At 59.6% G+C, this 17279-nt stretch carries 14 protein-coding genes; 9 read left to right on the top strand and 5 right to left on the bottom strand.

Going from position 1 to position 17279, the window contains the following annotated elements:
• Positions 1–131 precede the first annotated feature (131 nt).
• Positions 132–1580, bottom strand: coding sequence for an alanine/glycine:cation symporter family protein (locus QMX93_RS24165; RefSeq protein WP_282358220.1), 1449 nt, complete (start codon positions 1578–1580; stop codon positions 132–134).
• 608 nt (positions 1581–2188) lie between these two features.
• The gene (locus QMX93_RS24160) at positions 2189–3613 is read right to left on the bottom strand and encodes an aspartate ammonia-lyase (RefSeq protein WP_282358219.1); all 1425 of its coding nucleotides are present in this window, start codon (positions 3611–3613) and stop codon (positions 2189–2191) included.
• Between the two features lie 180 nt (positions 3614–3793).
• Here QMX93_RS24160 and QMX93_RS24155 point away from each other — a divergent pair, with 180 nt between their 5' ends.
• Positions 3794–4702 carry a LysR substrate-binding domain-containing protein gene (locus QMX93_RS24155; RefSeq protein ID WP_159814478.1) on the top strand — a complete coding sequence of 303 codons (909 nt, stop codon included), beginning with the start codon at positions 3794–3796 and terminating at the stop codon, positions 4700–4702.
• 146 nt (positions 4703–4848) lie between these two features.
• Here the strand turns inward: QMX93_RS24155 and QMX93_RS24150 are convergent, their stop codons facing one another.
• Positions 4849–5388, bottom strand: coding sequence for a hypothetical protein (locus tag QMX93_RS24150; protein WP_282358218.1), 540 nt, complete (start codon positions 5386–5388; stop codon positions 4849–4851).
• A 506-nt stretch (positions 5389–5894) separates the two neighbouring features.
• Here QMX93_RS24150 and purE point away from each other — a divergent pair.
• The 4 genes from purE (at position 5895) to QMX93_RS24130 (ending at position 8464) form a co-directional block, all read left to right on the top strand.
• A complete protein-coding gene (purE, locus tag QMX93_RS24145; RefSeq protein WP_007920220.1) occupies positions 5895–6386 on the top strand; it encodes a 5-(carboxyamino)imidazole ribonucleotide mutase in 492 nt (163 codons plus the stop codon).
• 10 nt (positions 6387–6396) lie between these two features.
• Positions 6397–7479 (top strand): 5-(carboxyamino)imidazole ribonucleotide synthase, encoded by a 1083-nt coding sequence (locus tag QMX93_RS24140; RefSeq protein WP_282358217.1) that lies wholly within the window; start codon positions 6397–6399, stop codon positions 7477–7479.
• A 109-nt stretch (positions 7480–7588) separates the two neighbouring features.
• Positions 7589–7834 carry a GlsB/YeaQ/YmgE family stress response membrane protein gene (locus tag QMX93_RS24135; RefSeq protein ID WP_016772475.1) on the top strand — a complete coding sequence of 82 codons (246 nt, stop codon included), beginning with the start codon at positions 7589–7591 and terminating at the stop codon, positions 7832–7834.
• A gap of 93 nt (positions 7835–7927) precedes the next feature.
• The gene (locus tag QMX93_RS24130; RefSeq protein WP_007920225.1) at positions 7928–8464 is read left to right on the top strand and encodes a DUF3299 domain-containing protein; all 537 of its coding nucleotides are present in this window, start codon (positions 7928–7930) and stop codon (positions 8462–8464) included.
• A gap of 174 nt (positions 8465–8638) precedes the next feature.
• On the opposite strand, the gene QMX93_RS24125 is transcribed toward QMX93_RS24130, so the two are convergent.
• Both QMX93_RS24125 and QMX93_RS24120 read right to left on the bottom strand, forming a co-directional pair.
• Entirely contained in the window at positions 8639–9538 is a 900-nt protein-coding gene (locus QMX93_RS24125) for a D-hexose-6-phosphate mutarotase (RefSeq protein WP_282358216.1), read from the bottom strand.
• Between the two features lie 57 nt (positions 9539–9595).
• Entirely contained in the window at positions 9596–10000 is a 405-nt protein-coding gene (locus QMX93_RS24120; RefSeq protein ID WP_003229628.1) for an acyl-CoA thioesterase, read from the bottom strand.
• 376 nt (positions 10001–10376) lie between these two features.
• Between QMX93_RS24120 and QMX93_RS24115 the strand changes: the two genes are divergently transcribed.
• From QMX93_RS24115 to pstA, 4 genes are all read left to right on the top strand, one after another.
• Entirely contained in the window at positions 10377–11675 is a 1299-nt protein-coding gene (locus QMX93_RS24115; protein ID WP_282358215.1) for an MFS transporter, read from the top strand.
• A gap of 240 nt (positions 11676–11915) precedes the next feature.
• Positions 11916–12917 (top strand): phosphate ABC transporter substrate-binding protein PstS, encoded by a 1002-nt coding sequence (locus tag QMX93_RS24110; RefSeq protein WP_282358214.1) that lies wholly within the window; start codon positions 11916–11918, stop codon positions 12915–12917.
• Positions 12918–13470: 553 nt separating this feature from the next.
• Positions 13471–15504: an ABC transporter permease subunit gene (locus QMX93_RS24105; RefSeq protein ID WP_282358221.1), complete on the top strand. Its 2034-nt coding sequence runs from the start codon at positions 13471–13473 to the stop codon at positions 15502–15504.
• Between the two features lie 16 nt (positions 15505–15520).
• Complete coding sequence (pstA, locus tag QMX93_RS24100) at positions 15521–17191, top strand: phosphate ABC transporter permease PstA (RefSeq protein WP_159814466.1); 1671 nt, start codon at positions 15521–15523, stop codon at positions 17189–17191.
• Positions 17192–17279 lie beyond the last annotated feature (88 nt).

Here is a 17279-nt window from a genome sequence, read left to right as displayed (position 1 = left end):
TGCTCGCGATAGCGGTCTTTCAGCCAACATAAATGTTGAATGATGAACCGCTATCGCGAGCAGGCTCACTCCTACAAGTTATTGCATCACAATAACTGACGGGCGCAGGGGATGCGCCCGTCATTCACCTGTCAGCGTTGCGCTGCAGGTACGCCTTGCGGCTCGGCTTCGGTCTTGCCCGCTGTTGCCGGCGGGTTGGTTGGCCAGGCTTTCAGATCCAGATCCAGATCAGCAAATTTGCTGGAATCGAACACCGGCTGTTTGACGCCGGCGCGGCGCTGCTCGTCGTAGTCGCGCATTACGCGCATGCCGACCTTGAACAGCATGGCCAGGGCCACAAGGTTGACGAAGGCCAGGCAGGTCATGGTGATGTCGGCGAAGGCGAACACGGTCGACAGATCCTGCATCGAACCCCAGACCACCAGCGCCAGCACCAGGCCACGGAAAATCATCAGTGCAGCGCGGTTGCGGGTGAGGAACTGCAAGCTGTTCTCGCCCAGGTAGTAGTTGTAGAGGATGCAGGTGAAGACGAACAGCGACAGCGCGACGCTGACGAACATGCGGCCCCAGTCACCGACTACGGCGGCCAGCGAGTTCTGGGTCAGGACGATGCCGTCACCTTCGAAGCCCGGGGTGTAGAAGCCCGACAGCAGGATCAGCAGCGCGGTGCAGGTGCAGATCACGAAGGTGTCGAGGAACACGCTGAAAGCCTGAACCACGCCCTGCGCGCCCGGGTGTTTCACCGCAGCCACGGCGGCGACGTTCGGCGCACTGCCCAGACCCGCTTCGTTGGCGAACACGCCACGCTTCACGCCCATGACGATGGCGCTGCCGAGCAGACCACCAAAGGCCGGGTCGAGACCGAAGGCGCTCTTGATGATGGTTTCCAGCATGGCGGGCACGTGTTCGATCTGGGTGCCGATCACGTACAGGGTCACGCCGATATAGGCCAGGGTCTTGATCGGTACCAACAGGTCGGACACCGAAGCGATGCGCTTGATGCCGCCGAGGAAGGTGATGGCCAGCAGCACCGCCAGGACGATACCGGTGTGGCGCGGGTCGAATTCAAAGGCGTTTTGCAGCGAGTGGGTCACGGTGTAGGACTGCAGGCCAATGAAGGCGAAGCCGTAGGTGACCAGCAGCAGAACGGAGAACACCACTGCCATGCCTTTGAGCTTCAGGCCGTGCTGAATGTAGTAGGCCGGGCCACCACGGTACAGACCGTCGCCATCGGCGCGTTTGTAGACTTGGGCCAGAGTACATTCGAAGAAGCTGCTGGACATGCCGACCAGTGCGGTCACCCACATCCAGAACACCGCACCCGGACCGCCGAGGGTTACGGCGATGCCGACACCGGCGATGTTGCCTGCACCGACACGGCCGGCGAGGCTGAGCATCAGGGCCTGGAACGAGCTGAGTTGGCCGGCGCTGCCTTTGAGGCTGTCGCGGAACACCGCGAACATGTGGAAGAAGTGCCGCAGTTGAACGAAACGCGAGCGAATCGTGAAGTAGCTACCGAGCCCGACAATGAGCACGATCAGTACTTTGCCTGAGAGGAAGTCGTTGATGACTTCGAGCATGGATTTTTCCTCGCTGTTTTTTGTGTAAGCAAATGCTGGATGGGAGAAACATCGTGTTACACCGGTTTGCGCGCGGCACAACAGGTGAGGCGAAGGTTTCGTCCCGGTTCCAAATCGCGGGTTTGTTATTAGTTCGGGTTTCACATGGGTGATGGCCTCGTTACCGACGACCGCTCATGCGAAGAGGGGCGGCACTATACCGATCAGTGCGGCGCCCGTCTGCACAGTCGTGGTGCAAGCGACGAAACGAGGCTTTGAAACACCCGGCGTTACCGGCGCCGGGCTTGTACAGGAACTGCTCCTCTGCTGAAGCAAACCCTGTGGCGAGGGGATTTATCCCCGTTCGGCAGCGAAGCAGTCGCAAAACCATCGCACGCGGTGTACCTGATACATCGCGATTGCAGGTATTGGGGCCGCTTCGCGACCCAACGGGGATAAATCCCCTCGCCACAAGGGCTTACCTCGACATTAAGCAGTTCCCAGACATACGGGTCTCAGGATCAAATAGTTAAAAAAAAGGGCCTGGGGACTAAATCCCCAAGCCCTCAAAAGGTGAGAGGTGTCTAGTCCCTCGACCTGGTGAGCGGTGCTATAAGTAACGCGTCGATTCAGCCTTTCAGCGGAACCAGACGCGGAGCAATCATGTTTTCCGGGCGCAGGATGTCGGCGAGCATGGCTTCGTCGAGCAGACCTTCTTCGCGCACCAGTTCCAGCACGCCGCGGCCGCTTTCAAGGGCGAGGCCGGCGATGCGGGTGGCGTTTTTGTAGCCGATGTACGGGTTCAATGCGGTGACCAGACCGATCGAGTGCTCGACCAGTTCACGGCAGCGCGCTTCGTTGGCGGTGATGCCGACGATGCAGTGCTCGCGCAGCATGTCCATGGCGCGTTGCAGCAGGCGGATCGAGTCGAAGATCTTGAAGGCGATCAGCGGCTCCATCACGTTCAGCTGCAGTTGGCCGCCTTCGGCTGCCATGGTCAGCGCCAGGTCGTTACCGATCACTTGGAACGCGACTTGGTTAACGGCTTCCGGGATTACCGGGTTGACCTTGCCAGGCATGATCGAGCTGCCTGGCTGACGCGCTGGCAGGTTGATTTCGTTGATGCCGGTGCGTGGGCCGCTGGACAGCAGACGCAAGTCGTTGCAGATCTTCGACAGCTTGACCGCGGTGCGCTTGAGCATGCCGGAGAACAGTACGAAAGCGCCCATGTCGGAAGTCGCTTCGATCAGGTCGGCGGCTGGAACCAGCGGTTGACCGCTGATCAGGGCCAGACGCTGTACCGCCAGCGCTTGATAACGCGGGTCAGCGTTGATGCCGGTGCCGATCGCGGTGCCGCCCAGGTTCACTTCAGTCAGCAGTTCCGGGGCCAGCGTCTTCAGACGGGCCAGGTCTTCGCCCATGGTGGTGGCGAAAGCACGGAATTCCTGGCCGAGGGTCATCGGCACGGCGTCTTGCAATTGAGTACGGCCCATTTTCAGGACGTGATCAAATTCTTTGCCCTTGGCCGCGAACGCCTGAATCAGGCTGTCGAGGCTGGCCAGCAGGGTGTCGTGGCCGAGCAGCAGGCCCAGGCGGATTGCCGTCGGGTAAGCGTCGTTGGTCGACTGCGCCATGTTGACGTCGTCGTTCGGGTGCAGGTACTGGTACTCGCCTTTCTCGTGACCCATTGCTTCGAGGGCAATGTTGGCGATCACTTCGTTGGCGTTCATGTTGGTGGAAGTACCGGCGCCACCCTGAATCATGTCGACCACGAACTCTTCGTGGAAATCACCGCGGATCAATCGGGCACAGGCTTCGCTGATGGCAGCGTGCTTGGCTTCGCTCAGATGACCCAACTCGCGGTTGGCGTCAGCAGCGGCCTGTTTGACCATTGCCAGACCGACAACGAGTTTTGGGTAATGCGAAATCGGAACGCCGGAGAGACGGAAGTTATTCACCGCTCGCAGGGTCTGGATGCCGTAATACGCTTGAGCCGGTACTTCGAGGGCGCCAAGCAGGTCGTTTTCTGTGCGGAAAGATGCAGCGGAGGACATGATAGAAATCATCTCGATATGGACCCGGTCTGTGCCGGAACGCTGCGAATGCTAGGCTTGTGGGGAATTTTGGGCCAATGCTGTTAAGCACTGCCCTATGCACATTCGGCATAATGCCCATGTGACGCCGCGTGCGCGGCAGACGTGTGACCTGTTTTGGTGCGTGTCCGGGAGGACGTGATGAATCTGGAAAGCAAATGGCTCGAGGACTTCAGTGCTCTGGCCGCCACCCGCAGCTTCTCGCAAGCGGCCGAACGACGCTTCGTGACGCAGCCGGCATTCAGTCGGCGGATCCGCAGTCTGGAAGCTGCATTGGGGCTGACATTGGTCAATCGCTCGCGCACGCCGATCGAACTGACGGCGGCGGGGCAGTTGTTTCTGGTGACCGCGCGCACGGTGGTCGAACAACTCGGTGAAGTGCTGCGCCATCTGCATCATCTGGAGGGCGGGCAGGGCGAAGTGATGCAAGTCGCTGCCGCTCACTCGCTGGCACTGGGTTTCTTTCCGCGCTGGATCGCGCAACTGCGCAATGAAGGTTTGAACATTGCCACGCGACTGGTCGCGACCAACGTCGGCGACGCGGTGCATGCGCTGCGTGAGGGTGGCTGCGATCTGATGCTGGCGTTCTACGACCCGGACGCGGCAATGCAGATGGACCCGGAAATTTTCCCCTCGCTGCATTTGGGCCAGACCGAGATGTTGCCGGTGTGCGCGGCGGATGCCGAGGGCAAACCGCTGTTCGATCTGGAAGGGGAAGCGAGTGTGCCGTTGCTTGCTTACAGCGCCGGTGCTTTTCTCGGGCGCTCGGTGAATGGCTTGCTGCGTCAGCGCCAAGTGCGCTTTACCACTATTTATGAAACCGCGATGGCGGACAGTTTGAAGAGCATGGCGCTGGAAGGGTTGGGCATTGCCTGGGTGCCGCAACTCAGCGTGCGTGCGGAATTGGCGCGTGGCGAACTGGTGGTCTGCGGCGGCCCGCAATGGCATGTGCCGCTGGAGATTCGCCTTTACCGCTGCGCCTTGGTGCGCAAAGCCAACGTGCGCCTGCTGTGGCGCAAGCTCGAAGGCGGTGCGGCTGGCGGTGCGTGATGTCCGTGCAGCCGCCGTGTCGCGGAAAAATGCGTTCAGGGAACATTGCTCAAAAAGTTACTGATCCTTGCCCGATTAGCTTCAGTGAAGGTGTGGCAGTTGCCGACCAACAATTTCGGGTTCGGGATCATGTAACTTTCACACCATCAGCCGCCTCGGTAGAACACTTCAGAATTTTCATGCAGGGCGTCTAGCGTGTGGCCAATTTCATGTCCGACATTGGCTGCTGACTTGAGAGATGCAATGGCCGCTTGTTGCCCAGTTCCGGCAAGGCCAGCGACACGATCATTTAGAGCGCTTTTGGTCAGTAGAATGAATTTTGTAGTTCGTGTGGACGGAAGATTTTTTTCGACTTTATAGTCGTGCGTGCGATCCCTCCACTTTTTCATAGTGACTAGCTCGTCTTCATTCATATACGCAAAGTCAGTATAAGTCGGCTGATTGCGTATGAATTGAACTGATACGCGGCGTCCCGTAACGCTCTCCAGTTCCTTGACCATAGGCAGGAAATGTTCGGCAAATATCTCCGACTGTGGCTGGGTGACATCGTCGTGGATGAAGGCGTGGATGAATATCGGTATTTTTCCGCCAAGCGGCGCAGCAAGCGACCTGGCTAGCGTCGTGTTTTGTTCAGCTGGCCATGGAGTGTCATCGATAGCGACTGTGGCTTGAGTCATCGTAGTCATGAACAGGCTGCCAAGCAGCGCACATGTGATTGTTAATATATTTGGCATTTTAGTTGTTTTCGAAGTGGAAAAGTTTGGATGAATTAGGTGTGTGCCTCGTTGTAAGGCAGGGTCGGATTATTAGCGTGTTAGTGTTTGTTTGTGCAGTCTTTATATGTGTCAGTTAATGTTCTGTTATCAAGTATTGCAGCATGGATAGTTGTTTTTATGTTGGGCGTTATTTGATGTTTGTAATGCTTAATATTCGCAGGCGGCCTTGCGCAGTTAATGCCGAGCTGAAACGGTTTGCAGAGGCTGGCGCGCTGACTTGAAAGTCAGCAAAAACAGAAAAAGAGCCGCTAAGACAGATGGTCGTCGAAGGGGCTGTTTATTGCTTTCTTTGCGGTATACTGCGCGGCCTTCGGCCGGCACGACCGGCCATTTTTCGTACAATCAAGCCACGCAACCTGCGTGGCTTGTTGTTTTATGACGCGCCTGCGGGCGCTCCAGAGAGAAGAGGCGCGACGATGAGTGCACTGGTTGGCGTGATCATGGGCTCCAAGTCCGATTGGTCCACCCTTAGCCACACCGCCGATATGCTGGAAAAGCTCGGCATCCCGTACGAGGTCAAAGTGGTCTCTGCCCACCGTACCCCGGATCTGCTGTTCCAGTACGCCGAAGAGGCTGAAAGCCGCGGCATCGAGGTGATTATCGCCGGTGCCGGTGGCGCAGCCCACTTGCCAGGCATGTGTGCGGCCAAGACCCACCTGCCGGTGCTCGGTGTTCCGGTGCAGTCGGCCATGCTCTCGGGCGTCGACTCGCTGCTGTCCATCGTGCAGATGCCAGCGGGCATTCCGGTCGCCACTCTGGCTATCGGCAAGGCCGGCGCGATCAACGCCGCGCTGCTCTCGGCGAGCATCCTCGGCGCCAAGCATCCGCAGTTCCACGCGGTACTGAAAACCTTCCGTGCCGAGCAGACAGACAGCGTCCTGGACAATCCAGACCCACGTATTGCCTGAGGTTGTTGAGATGAAGATCGGTGTAATCGGTGGCGGCCAGTTGGGTCGCATGTTGGCCCTGGCGGGCACTCCGCTGGGCATGAACTTCGCTTTCCTCGACCCTGCGCCGGACGCTTGCGCCGCTGCGCTGGGCGAACACCTGCGGGCCGATTACGGCGATCAGGATCATCTGCGCCAACTGGCCGATGAAGTCGATCTGGTGACCTTCGAGTTCGAAAGTGTTCCAGCGGAAACCGTGGCCTTCCTGTCGCAATTCGTTCCGGTTTATCCGAGCGCCGACGCCCTGCGCATCGCTCGTGATCGCTGGTTCGAAAAGAGCATGTTCAAGGATCTGGGCATCCCGACCCCGGCCTTCGCCGACATTCAATCGCAAGCCGATCTGGATGCCGCCGTGGCTTCGATCGGTCTGCCGGCCGTGCTGAAAACCCGCACTCTGGGTTATGACGGCAAGGGCCAGAAAGTCCTGCGCAAGCCGGAAGACGTGGTCGACACCTTCGCCGAACTGGGCAGCGTGTCCTGCCTGCTGGAAGGCTTCGTGCCGTTCACCGGTGAAGTCTCGCTGATCGCCGTGCGTGCTCGTGATGGCGAAACCAAGTTCTATCCGCTGGTACACAACACCCACGACAGCGGCATCCTCAAGCTGTCCGTTGCCAGCACCGATCACCCGTTGCAGGCGTTGGCCGAGGACTACTCGAGCCGTGTGCTCAAGCAGCTCGACTACGTCGGCGTGATGGCGTTCGAGTTCTTTGAAGTCGACGGTGGCTTGAAAGCCAACGAAATCGCCCCGCGCGTGCACAACTCCGGGCACTGGACCACCGAAGGCGCCGAGTGCAGCCAGTTCGAAAACCACCTGCGCGCCGTTGCCGGCCTGCCGTTGGGTTCGACGGCCAAGGTCGGCGAGAGCGCAATGCTCAACTTCATCGGCGTGGTGCCGCCGGTTGAGAAGGTCATCGCCATCGACGATTGCCATCTGCATCACTACGGCAAAGCCTTCAAGGCCGGGCGCAAGGTCGGTCACGCCAACCTGCGCTGCGCCGACATGGCCACGCTGCAGGCGCAGATCGTCAAGGTCGAAGCGCTGATCGCCGAGTAATTCAGTTTCATGTGTCTGCGGCGGAACCATTCAGGGGCCGCCGTTCTCTCATGGCAGGATGCCAAAGTCTGACTAGGCTTCGCATATCTACTACTGAGAGGGAATTGCCATGGGAATTATCGGAACCATCTTTATCGGCTTGATCGTCGGCCTGCTGGCTCGGTTCCTGAAACCGGGCGATGACAGCATGGGCTGGATCATGACCATCCTGCTCGGTATCGGCGGTTCGCTGGCGGCCACTTATGGCGGCCAGGCTCTGGGCATTTATCAGGCGGGCGAGGGCGCAGGCTTCCTCGGCGCACTGGTCGGTGCAGTCGTGTTGCTGGTGATCTACGGCCTGATCAAAAAGAACTGATCCAAAGCGACAAAGTCCTCTCTGCCAACGCGGCAGGGAGGGCTAGAATGCTCGGCGATTCAACGTTCATTCCCTTCTATACCGAGCACCGTCATGCGCCGTCTTCTGTTGACTCTCCTTTTCCTGGGCAGCGGTTTGGCCCACGCCGGCGAACTGCCGGAAACCGACTGGCTCGAACTGATGCCCAAGTCGGATCAAAAGGCCCTCGAGGCCATGCCTGAAATCGACCACAACTCCCCGGAAGCCACCGGCACCTTCACCGAGAAGGGCGGGATGAAGCAGGCCAAAGGTCTGCCGGCAGTGATGTATTCGACCAAAACCGTGGCGTCGATGAACGACAAACACATCCGCATCGGTGGTTACCCGGTGCCGCTGGAGTCTGACGCCAAGGGCCGCAGCACGTTGTTCTTCCTCGTGCCGTATCCGGGCGCGTGCATCCACGTGCCGCCACCGCCACCGAATCAACTGGTGCTGGTGCGTTATCCGAAGGGCTTGAAGCTGGACGATATCTACACGCCGCTGTGGGTGACCGGCACGCTGAAGGTCGAGAAGGTGAGCAATGACCTGGCTGACGCAGCGTATGCGCTGGAAGCGGACAAAGTGCGGGTGGTGCAGGAATCTGATCTCTAAAACCTGCAAATAACAACTGTGGGAATGAGCCCTGTGGCGAGGGGATTTATCCCCGTTGGACTGCGCAGCAGGCCCTGCTCTTGATTAAAAAAAGCGGGGGCCGCTTCGCGACCCAACGGGGATAAATCCCGTCGCCACAGGTGCCCGCTCCCACATTTCTTTCTGCGTTAGGATTTAGAGCGGTTTGCTGGCGACACTGACGCCCATGGTATGGCTCGCACCCGGCGCGAGCGTGACGATGTCATCCATCACATTCGCCGTCTCGATGCATAGCATGCGCTGCCAGCCATCGTTATCCATGTCAGCAAGCGCCGCCGCGCGATCGATCCACGGGGTCCAGATCACTGCCGTGCGCGAGCCGGTGGCGGTCAGGACAATGCGCCGTTCCCAGGTCGGGTCGACGATGCTCAGCTGCGGTGGAGCGTCGAGGTAGATGCGGTCAGTTTCCCCGGCAAACTGCAGGTCACCTTGCTGGCTGTTGGTTTTCCAGTCATCCAGCGTCTCGATGTACTTCAAGCCATCGACGCCGTCGACGTGCACATTGCGCACATCACTGACCGCGAAATAGGTGTGCAGCGCCTGGCTCAGGCTGACGGTGTCACTGCCACGGTTGTGGCTGGTCAGGCTGAAACTCAGTTGCTCGGACAAGTGCAGAGTCAGGGTCAAATCGACCTGATGCGGCCAGCCCGGCAGGCCGCCTTCGGGATAAGGCAGTTTAAATTCGACCTTGATACCGTTGCTTTCGGCTTCGATACCGCCCAGTTCCCAATCCATCGCCCGCACCAGACCGTGCGCGGGTGCCGGTTGCTCACCGGTGTACATGGCCTGCACGCTCTGCGGGTTGCGTTCGAACTTGCCGAACCACGGCCAGCACACCGGCACGCCGGCGCGGATGCTCTTGCCAGTCTTGAACACTGCCTTATCGTTGAGCCAGATGATCGGCGGCTGGCCATCGATCTGATAACTGAGGATGTGCGCGCCTTGCTGGGCCACCAGCACTTCGGCCTGACCGTGGCGAATCCGCCAGCAGTTCAGTTCATCCAGTTTCACGGCTTCAACGTTGGGCGTGTTCATCGGACAGCTCTCAATCAGTAACAAGGACAACTATCGACCGTAAAACGGCCGCGAGGTTTAGCGCGCGCGCGGTGGAACCGAGCGGGTGCGGCCGCTGCCGTCGATGGCGACGAAGACGAAAACCGCTTCGGTCACTTTACGCCACTCACTGGACAGCGGGTCATCGCTCCACACTTCGACCATCATCTGGATCGAGCTGCGGCCGATTTCCAGGGTCTGCGTATAGAAGGACAATTGTGCGCCGACAGCGACCGGCACGAGAAACGCCATGCGGTCGATGGCAACGGTAGCGACGCGGCCACCGGCAACACGGCTGGCCATCGCGGTGCCGGCCAAATCCATCTGCGCCACCAGCCAGCCGCCGAAAATATCGCCAAAGCCGTTGGTTTCACGCGGAAGTGCGGTGATTTGCAAGGCCAGGTCGCCTTGCGGGATCGGATCTTCTTGTTCGAGCTCTATCATGCCGAGGGTGCCTCTGACCCGTGACTCATCGTTGGTATTGCTGGTGGTAGCCGTCTTCGGGAAAAACGATTCAGCACCGAACATACTACGTTCGTCACGTTTTCCATCAGGCGCCTAAGGAGAAACTCTGCGAAACCGGCTAATCCCGAGCAAAGGCCGGGCCAACGACGTTTTCGCACAGCAACCCCCTACAAACCGGAGCAGGTTGCGAGTATATCGGTCGGTAGACTCCACGACGACCATCGGGTTCTCATTTCGACCGTCAAATACGCGCCTCTATGTGCTTTTTCGAACAATTTGCTATGGTGCCGAACCTGCCCAAGCCACCGCCAGCGTTGTTGTGGCGGCAGATCCGACTATAAGAGAAGCCCTTGCCATGACCACAGCGTCTTCGAGCCTCGCGCAGCCCGAGCAACCCGCACGACCGTTGACCCGCAATGACTACAAGACTCTGTCGCTGTCCGCCCTTGGCGGCGCGCTGGAGTTCTACGATTTCATCATCTTCGTTTTCTTCGCCACTGTGGTCGGCAAGCTGTTCTTCCCGGCCGACATGCCCGAGTGGCTGCGTCTGATGCAGACCTTCGGCATCTTCGCCGCCGGCTACCTCGCGCGGCCGTTGGGCGGCATCGTCATGGCGCACTTCGGCGACCTGCTGGGGCGCAAGAAGATGTTCACCCTGAGCATTTTCATGATGGCCGTGCCGACCCTGATCATGGGTCTGCTGCCTACATACGCACAGATCGGCATGTGGGCGCCAATTCTGCTGCTGGTGATGCGCGTGATTCAGGGCGCGGCCATCGGTGGGGAAGTGCCGGGCGCGTGGGTCTTCGTTTCCGAACACGTCCCGCAAAAGCACATGGGTTACGCCTGCGGCACCCTCACCAGCGGCCTGACCGCCGGCATCCTGCTCGGCTCGCTGGTCGCCACCGCGATCAACAGCATTTATACGCCTGCCGAAGTGTCCGATTACGCCTGGCGGATCCCGTTCCTGCTCGGCGGTGTGTTCGGCCTGTTCTCGGTGTACCTGCGCCGCTGGCTGCACGAAACCCCGGTGTTCGCCGAACTGCAGCAGCGTAAAGCCTTGGCTGAAGAAGTGCCGCTGCGTGCGGTGCTGCGCGACCATCGCGGCGCGATTGCGATCTCGATGCTGCTGACCTGGTTGCTCTCCGCTGGCATCGTCGTGGTCATTTTGATGACCCCGACCGTGCTGCAAACCGTTTATCACTTCACCCCGACCGAGTCGCTGCAGTCGAACAGTCTGGCGATCGTGTTCCTGAGCATCGGCTGCATCATTTCCGGCGCATTGGCGGATCGCTTTGGTGCCGGCCGGGTGTTTGTGTTCGGTTGCCTGGGCCTGCTGATCAGCTCGTGGACGTTCTATCACAGCCTCGCGGATCACCCGAACTGGCTGTTCCCGCTGTACGCGCTGACCGGTTTCCTGGTCGGCACCATTGGTGCGGTGCCGTATGTGATGGTGAAAGCGTTTCCGCCGGTGGTGCGCTTCAGCGGCTTGTCGTTCTCGTACAACATGGCTTACGCGATTTTTGGCGGGTTGACGCCGATGGTGGTGAGTTTGCTGCTGAAGGAAAGCGCGATGGGGCCTGCTTATTATGTGGCGGTGCTGTGCGCGATGGGGATGCTGGTGGGGGCGTGGCTCTGGAAGAAGGGGCGCTGATTTTCCCTCCCGCCTGATCGTTCCCACGCTCCGCGTGGGAATGCATCCCGTGACGCTCCGCGTCACCTCTCAAATGCGGACGCAGAGCGTCCATGGCGGCGTTCCCACGCAGAGCGTGGGAACGATCGGTTGCGACATGCTGGCCTTTCATCCAATTGTCATATTTCAGCCATAGAGTGTTCACACGGCCTGCTGATACTTGGCCCCGACTTAACACACCCTATCTGCTAGGAGTAAGGCATGAAACTGAAGCGTTTGATGGCGGCAATGACTTTTGTCGCTGCTGGCGTTGCGACTGCCAACGCGTTCGCCGCTGTTGACCCTGCTATCCCGAGCTACACCAAGACCACTGGTGTGTCGGGCAACCTGTCCAGCGTCGGCTCCGATACCCTGGCCAACCTCATGACCCTCTGGGCTGAGAACTACAAAAAAGAATACCCGAACGTAAACATCCAGATTCAGGCCGCTGGCTCCGCCACTGCGCCACCTGCGCTGACTGAAGGCACCTCCAACCTGGGCCCGATGAGCCGCAAGATGAAGGACACCGAACTGGCTGCTTTCGAGCAGAAGTACGGCTACAAGCCAACCGCTATCCCGGTGGCTGTGGATGCCCTGGCTGTGTTCGTGCACAAGGACAACCCGATCCAGCACCTGACCATGGAACAGGTTGATGCGATCTTCTCGTCCACCCGTCTGTGCGGCGCCAAAGCCGACGTGAAAACCTGGGGCGACCTGGGCGTGACCGGCGATCTGGCCAACAAGCCAGTGCAACTGTTCGGTCGTAACTCGGTATCCGGCACCTACGGCTACTTCAAAGAAGAAGCCCTGTGCAAAGGCGACTACAAACCAAACGTTAACGAACAACCAGGTTCGGCGTCGGTTGTGCAGTCGATCAGCTCCTCGCTGAACGGCATCGGTTACTCGGGCATCGGCTACAAAACCGCTAGCGTGAAAACCGTTGCTCTGTCGAAGAAGGGCAGCACTGACTTCATCGAAGACACCGAAGAAAACGCCCTGAACGGCAAGTACCCGCTGTCGCGTTTCCTCTACGTGTACGTCAACAAAGCCCCGAACAAGCCTCTGGCTCCGCTGGAAGCTGAGTTCGTGAAACTGGTGCTGTCGAAACAGGGCCAGGAAATCGTAGTGAAAGACGGCTACATCCCGCTGCCAGCCAAGGTTGCTGCAAAAGCACTGGCTGACCTCGGTCTGCAAGAAGGCGGCGCTGAAGTCGCAAAGAAGTAACCCCGTAGATCCGGGCTAATCCCCGGATCTGCAGGAACCCCTGTAGGAGCTGTCGAGTGAAACGAGGCTGCGATCTTTTGATCTGGCCTCTGACTGCAAGATCAAAAGATCGCAGCCTCGGTTCCCTCGTCAGCTCCTACACAGGTTTCAAACGTTTCCGTTACAGCAGGTTTCAGGCGGGCCCCACAGGGCACCGCGAACCTTCGAATTCTTCGATCCTCCTCCAGTACCCGCTGGCGGTGGATTTGGTGCGTCACTGCATTGTCATCTTTCTGTCATACAGGATCGCTAGGGTGTGCGCATGAATGATCTGGCCAATTCCCCAATGACTACGACTTCCCCTCCCAAGCGCATTGATTTCAATACGCCTGAGCTGCAACGCAAGCGCCGCATTCGCGCGCTCAAGGATCGCTTCACCCGTTGGTACGTCCTCGTTGGCGGCCTGGCGGTGCTGGCAGCCATCACCCTGATCTTCTTCTTTCTCGCCTACGTGGTTGCGCCGCTGTTCAAGGGTGCCGACCTGACCGCGAAAGATGCGATCACCCCGGCCTGGATGCAGGACGCCGGCAAGCCGCTGATGATTTCGCTCGAAGAGCAGAATCAGGTGGCCATGCGCGTGTCCGACAAGGGTCAGGCGCTGTTCTTTGATATCGACAGTGGCGCTGAATTGAAGCGCGTCGATCTGCCGGTTCCGGCCGGCACCACCGTGACCTCGCTGGGTGAAGATCAGCCGGGTCATCCGCTGGTGGCCGTGGGCCTGTCCAACGGTCAGGCGCTGGTGTTCCGTCACACCTATAAAGTCAGCTACCCCGATGGCAAGAAAACCATCACCCCGGCCATCGAATATCCGTACGGCGAGACGCCGATTGCGCTGAACGAAAGCGGCGGTGCGCTGGAGCACGTCAGCCTTAACGCCACCGACACCACGCTGATGCTGGTGGGCTCGACCGGTTCGCAACTCAACGTGTTGTCGCTGACCAGCGAAGAAAACATGATGACCGGCGAAGTCACCAACGAGCAGAAGCGTATCGATCTGCCGCAGATGACCGAGTCGGTGAAAAACATCTTCGTCGACCCACGCCAGCAATGGCTGTACGTGGTCAACGGGCGTGCTCAGGCCGACGTGTTCAGCCTGCGCGACAAGAGCCTCAACGGTCGCTACAAACTGCTCGAAGACGGCGACGCTGAGGTCACTGCAACCACACAACTGGTGGGTGGCATCTCGCTGATCGTCGGCGACTCCAAGGGCGGTCTCGCCCAGTGGTTCATGGCGCGTGACCCGGATGGCGAGCAGCGTCTGAAGCAGATTCGTACCTTCCAGATGGGCACCACGCCGATCGTTGAAATCACCGCTGAAGAGCGTCGTAAAGGCTTCCTCGCTTTGGATGCCAGCGGCAAGCTCGGCGTGTTCCACAGCACCGCGCACCGCACGCTGTTGGTCGATCAAGTGGTAGAAGGCCAGGGCCTGTTCGGTCTGTCGCCACGTGCCAACCGCGTGATCGTCGAAGCCGGCGGCAAGCTGCAACCGCTGCTGCTCGACAACCCGCACCCGGAAGTGTCGTGGAGCGCACTGTGGAGCAAGGTCTGGTACGAGAACTACGACGAGCCTAAATACGTCTGGCAATCGACCGCGGCCAACACCGATTTCGAACCGAAACTGAGCCTCTCGCCACTGACCTTCGGCACCCTGAAAGCCGCGTTCTACGCGATGCTGTTGGCCGCGCCGCTGGCGGTTGCTGCGGCGATCTACACCGCTTACTTCATGGCCCCGGGCATGCGCCGCAAGGTCAAACCGGTGATCGAGCTGATGGAGGCGATGCCGACGGTGATCCTCGGTTTCTTCGCCGGTCTGTTCCTCGCGCCTTATGTAGAAGGGCATTTGCCGGGCATTTTCAGCCTGCTGATGTTGTTGCCGATCGGCATTCTGGTCGCCGGTTTCACCTTCAGCCGCCTGCCTGAATCGATCCGCCTGAAAGTCCCGGACGGTTGGGAAAGTGCACTGCTGATCCCGGTGATTCTGTTTGTGGGCTGGCTGTCGCTGTACATGAGCCCGTTCATGGAGAACTGGTTCTTCGGCGGCGACATGCGCATGTGGATCTCCCACGACCTCGGCATCACCTACGACCAGCGCAACGCACTGGTGGTGGGTCTGGCCATGGGCTTCGCGGTGATCCCGAACATCTACTCGATTGCTGAAGACGCCGTGTTCAGCGTGCCGCGCGGTCTGACCCTTGGCTCGTTGGCCCTCGGTGCCACACCGTGGCAGACCATGACTCGCGTGGTGATCCTGACTGCCAGCCCGGGGATCTTCTCGGCGCTGATGATCGGCATGGGCCGTGCGGTCGGCGAAACCATGATCGTGCTGATGGCCACCGGTAACACCCCGGTCATGGAAATGAACCTGTTCGAAGGCCTGCGTACCTTGGCTGCCAACGTCGCGGTGGAAATGCCCGAGTCGGAAGTCGGCGGCAGCCACTACCGCGTGCTGTTCCTCTCGGCGCTGGTGCTGCTGTTGTTCACCTTCGTCATGAACACCCTGGCAGAACTGATTCGTCAGCGTCTGCGCAAGAAATACTCGTCGCTTTAAGCAAAGGTAGAAGTCTGTGAAACAGAACTCCCTGAAAGGATGGTTCAAGAGCGGCGCCCCTGGCGTCTGGATCAGCGGTGGCGCGGTGTCCATCGCGGTCATCATGACCATTGGCCTGTTGGCAGTGATTGCCGTGCGCGGTCTGGGTCACTTCTGGCCGGCGGATCTGGTGCATGCCAGCTACGACGTGCCGGGTCAGGCCCAGCATCTGGTCGTTGGCGAAGTGGTACAGAAAGAAGAAGTGCCACGTGCTCGTCTGAAGAGCGCCGGTTTGCCGGTGCCGGACGTTGGCCCGGAATTCATGACCCGCGAGCTGATCAAGGTCGGCAACCGTGACTTGAACGGCAATGACTTCACCTGGATCGTCGGCGACTGGCTGACCAACCAGACCACGCCGCCGGAGTTGATGGCGATCGAACGTCGCGAGTGGGGCAACTTCTACGGCTACCTGGTCAACGTCAAACAGGATGGCAAGGTTATCGCCGAGGGCGAGGCTGCCTGGCCTGAGCTACAAGCGCGGATCAACCGTGTGAACGGTCTGGCGGCACAGCTGAAGTCGCTGGAAAAAACCGACATCGGTGCGATCAACGCCGGGCTGGAACGCATCCGTCTGCATGGTCGCAAACTGGAACTGGAAGGCAAGCTCGACGCCACCGCGCAAGCGGACATGGAATCCGAGCGCGCCGAGCTGAACGCGCGTTATCAGGACATCGAAGCACGTCTGGCCGATCTGCATGCGCAGTTCAACCGTGATGCGCTGACCGCTCGTGATGCCAACGGCAAAGAGATTGAAATCGGTTTGGGCAAAGTGGTTCACGCCTACCAGCCGAACGCGATGAGCACGTTCACCAAGGTCGGTTTCTACTTCAGCAAGATCTGGGAGTTCCTTTCGGATGACCCGCGTGAAGCGAACACCGAAGGCGGGATTTTCCCGGCGATCTTCGGCACCGTGATGATGACCCTGATCATGGCGATGATCGTCACCCCGTTCGGCGTGCTGGCAGCGGTGTACCTGCGTGAATACGCCAAACAGAACACCCTGACGCGGATCATCCGTATCGCGGTGAACAACCTCGCCGGCGTTCCGGCGATCGTTTACGGCGTGTTCGGTCTGGGCTTCTTCGTTTACGTGCTCGGTGGTTCGGTCGACCGTTTGTTCTTCCCGGAAGCACTGCCGGCACCGACCTTCGGTACACCGGGTTTGCTCTGGGCCTCGCTGACGCTGGCGCTGCTGGCGGTGCCGGTGGTAATTGTGGCGACCGAGGAAGGTCTGGCGCGTATTCCGCGCACCGTGCGTGAAGGCTCGTTGGCCCTCGGCGCGACCAAGGCTGAAACCTTGTGGAAGATCGTGATCCCGATGGCCAGCCCGGCGATGATGACCGGCATGATCCTCGCCGTGGCCCGCGCCGCCGGTGAAGTGGCGCCGCTGATGCTGGTGGGTGTGGTGAAACTGGCGCCGTCGCTGCCGGTGGACGGCAACTACCCGTACCTGCACCTCGATCAGAAGATCATGCACTTGGGCTTCCACATTTATGACGTCGGCTTCCAGAGCCCGAACGTCGAGGCGGCGCGCCCGCTGGTGTACGCCACGGCGCTGTTGCTGGTGCTGGTGATCGCGACCTTGAACCTGTCGGCGGTGTATATCCGCAACCACCTGCGCGAAAAATACAAAGCACTGGATAGCTAAGGACGACGCGAACCCTGTGGGAGCGAGCTTGCTCGCGAAGCTTTTGGCGGCCTCAAGGGCCCCTCCGCGAGCAAGCTCGCTCCCACAT

The sequence above is a fragment of the Pseudomonas sp. PS01303 genome (assembly GCF_029959385.1).
GTDB lineage: Bacteria > Pseudomonadota > Gammaproteobacteria > Pseudomonadales > Pseudomonadaceae > Aquipseudomonas > Aquipseudomonas rustica.
The sequence above is the reverse complement of the archived record's forward strand: the minus strand, read 5'-3'. Positions and strand labels throughout refer to the sequence as shown.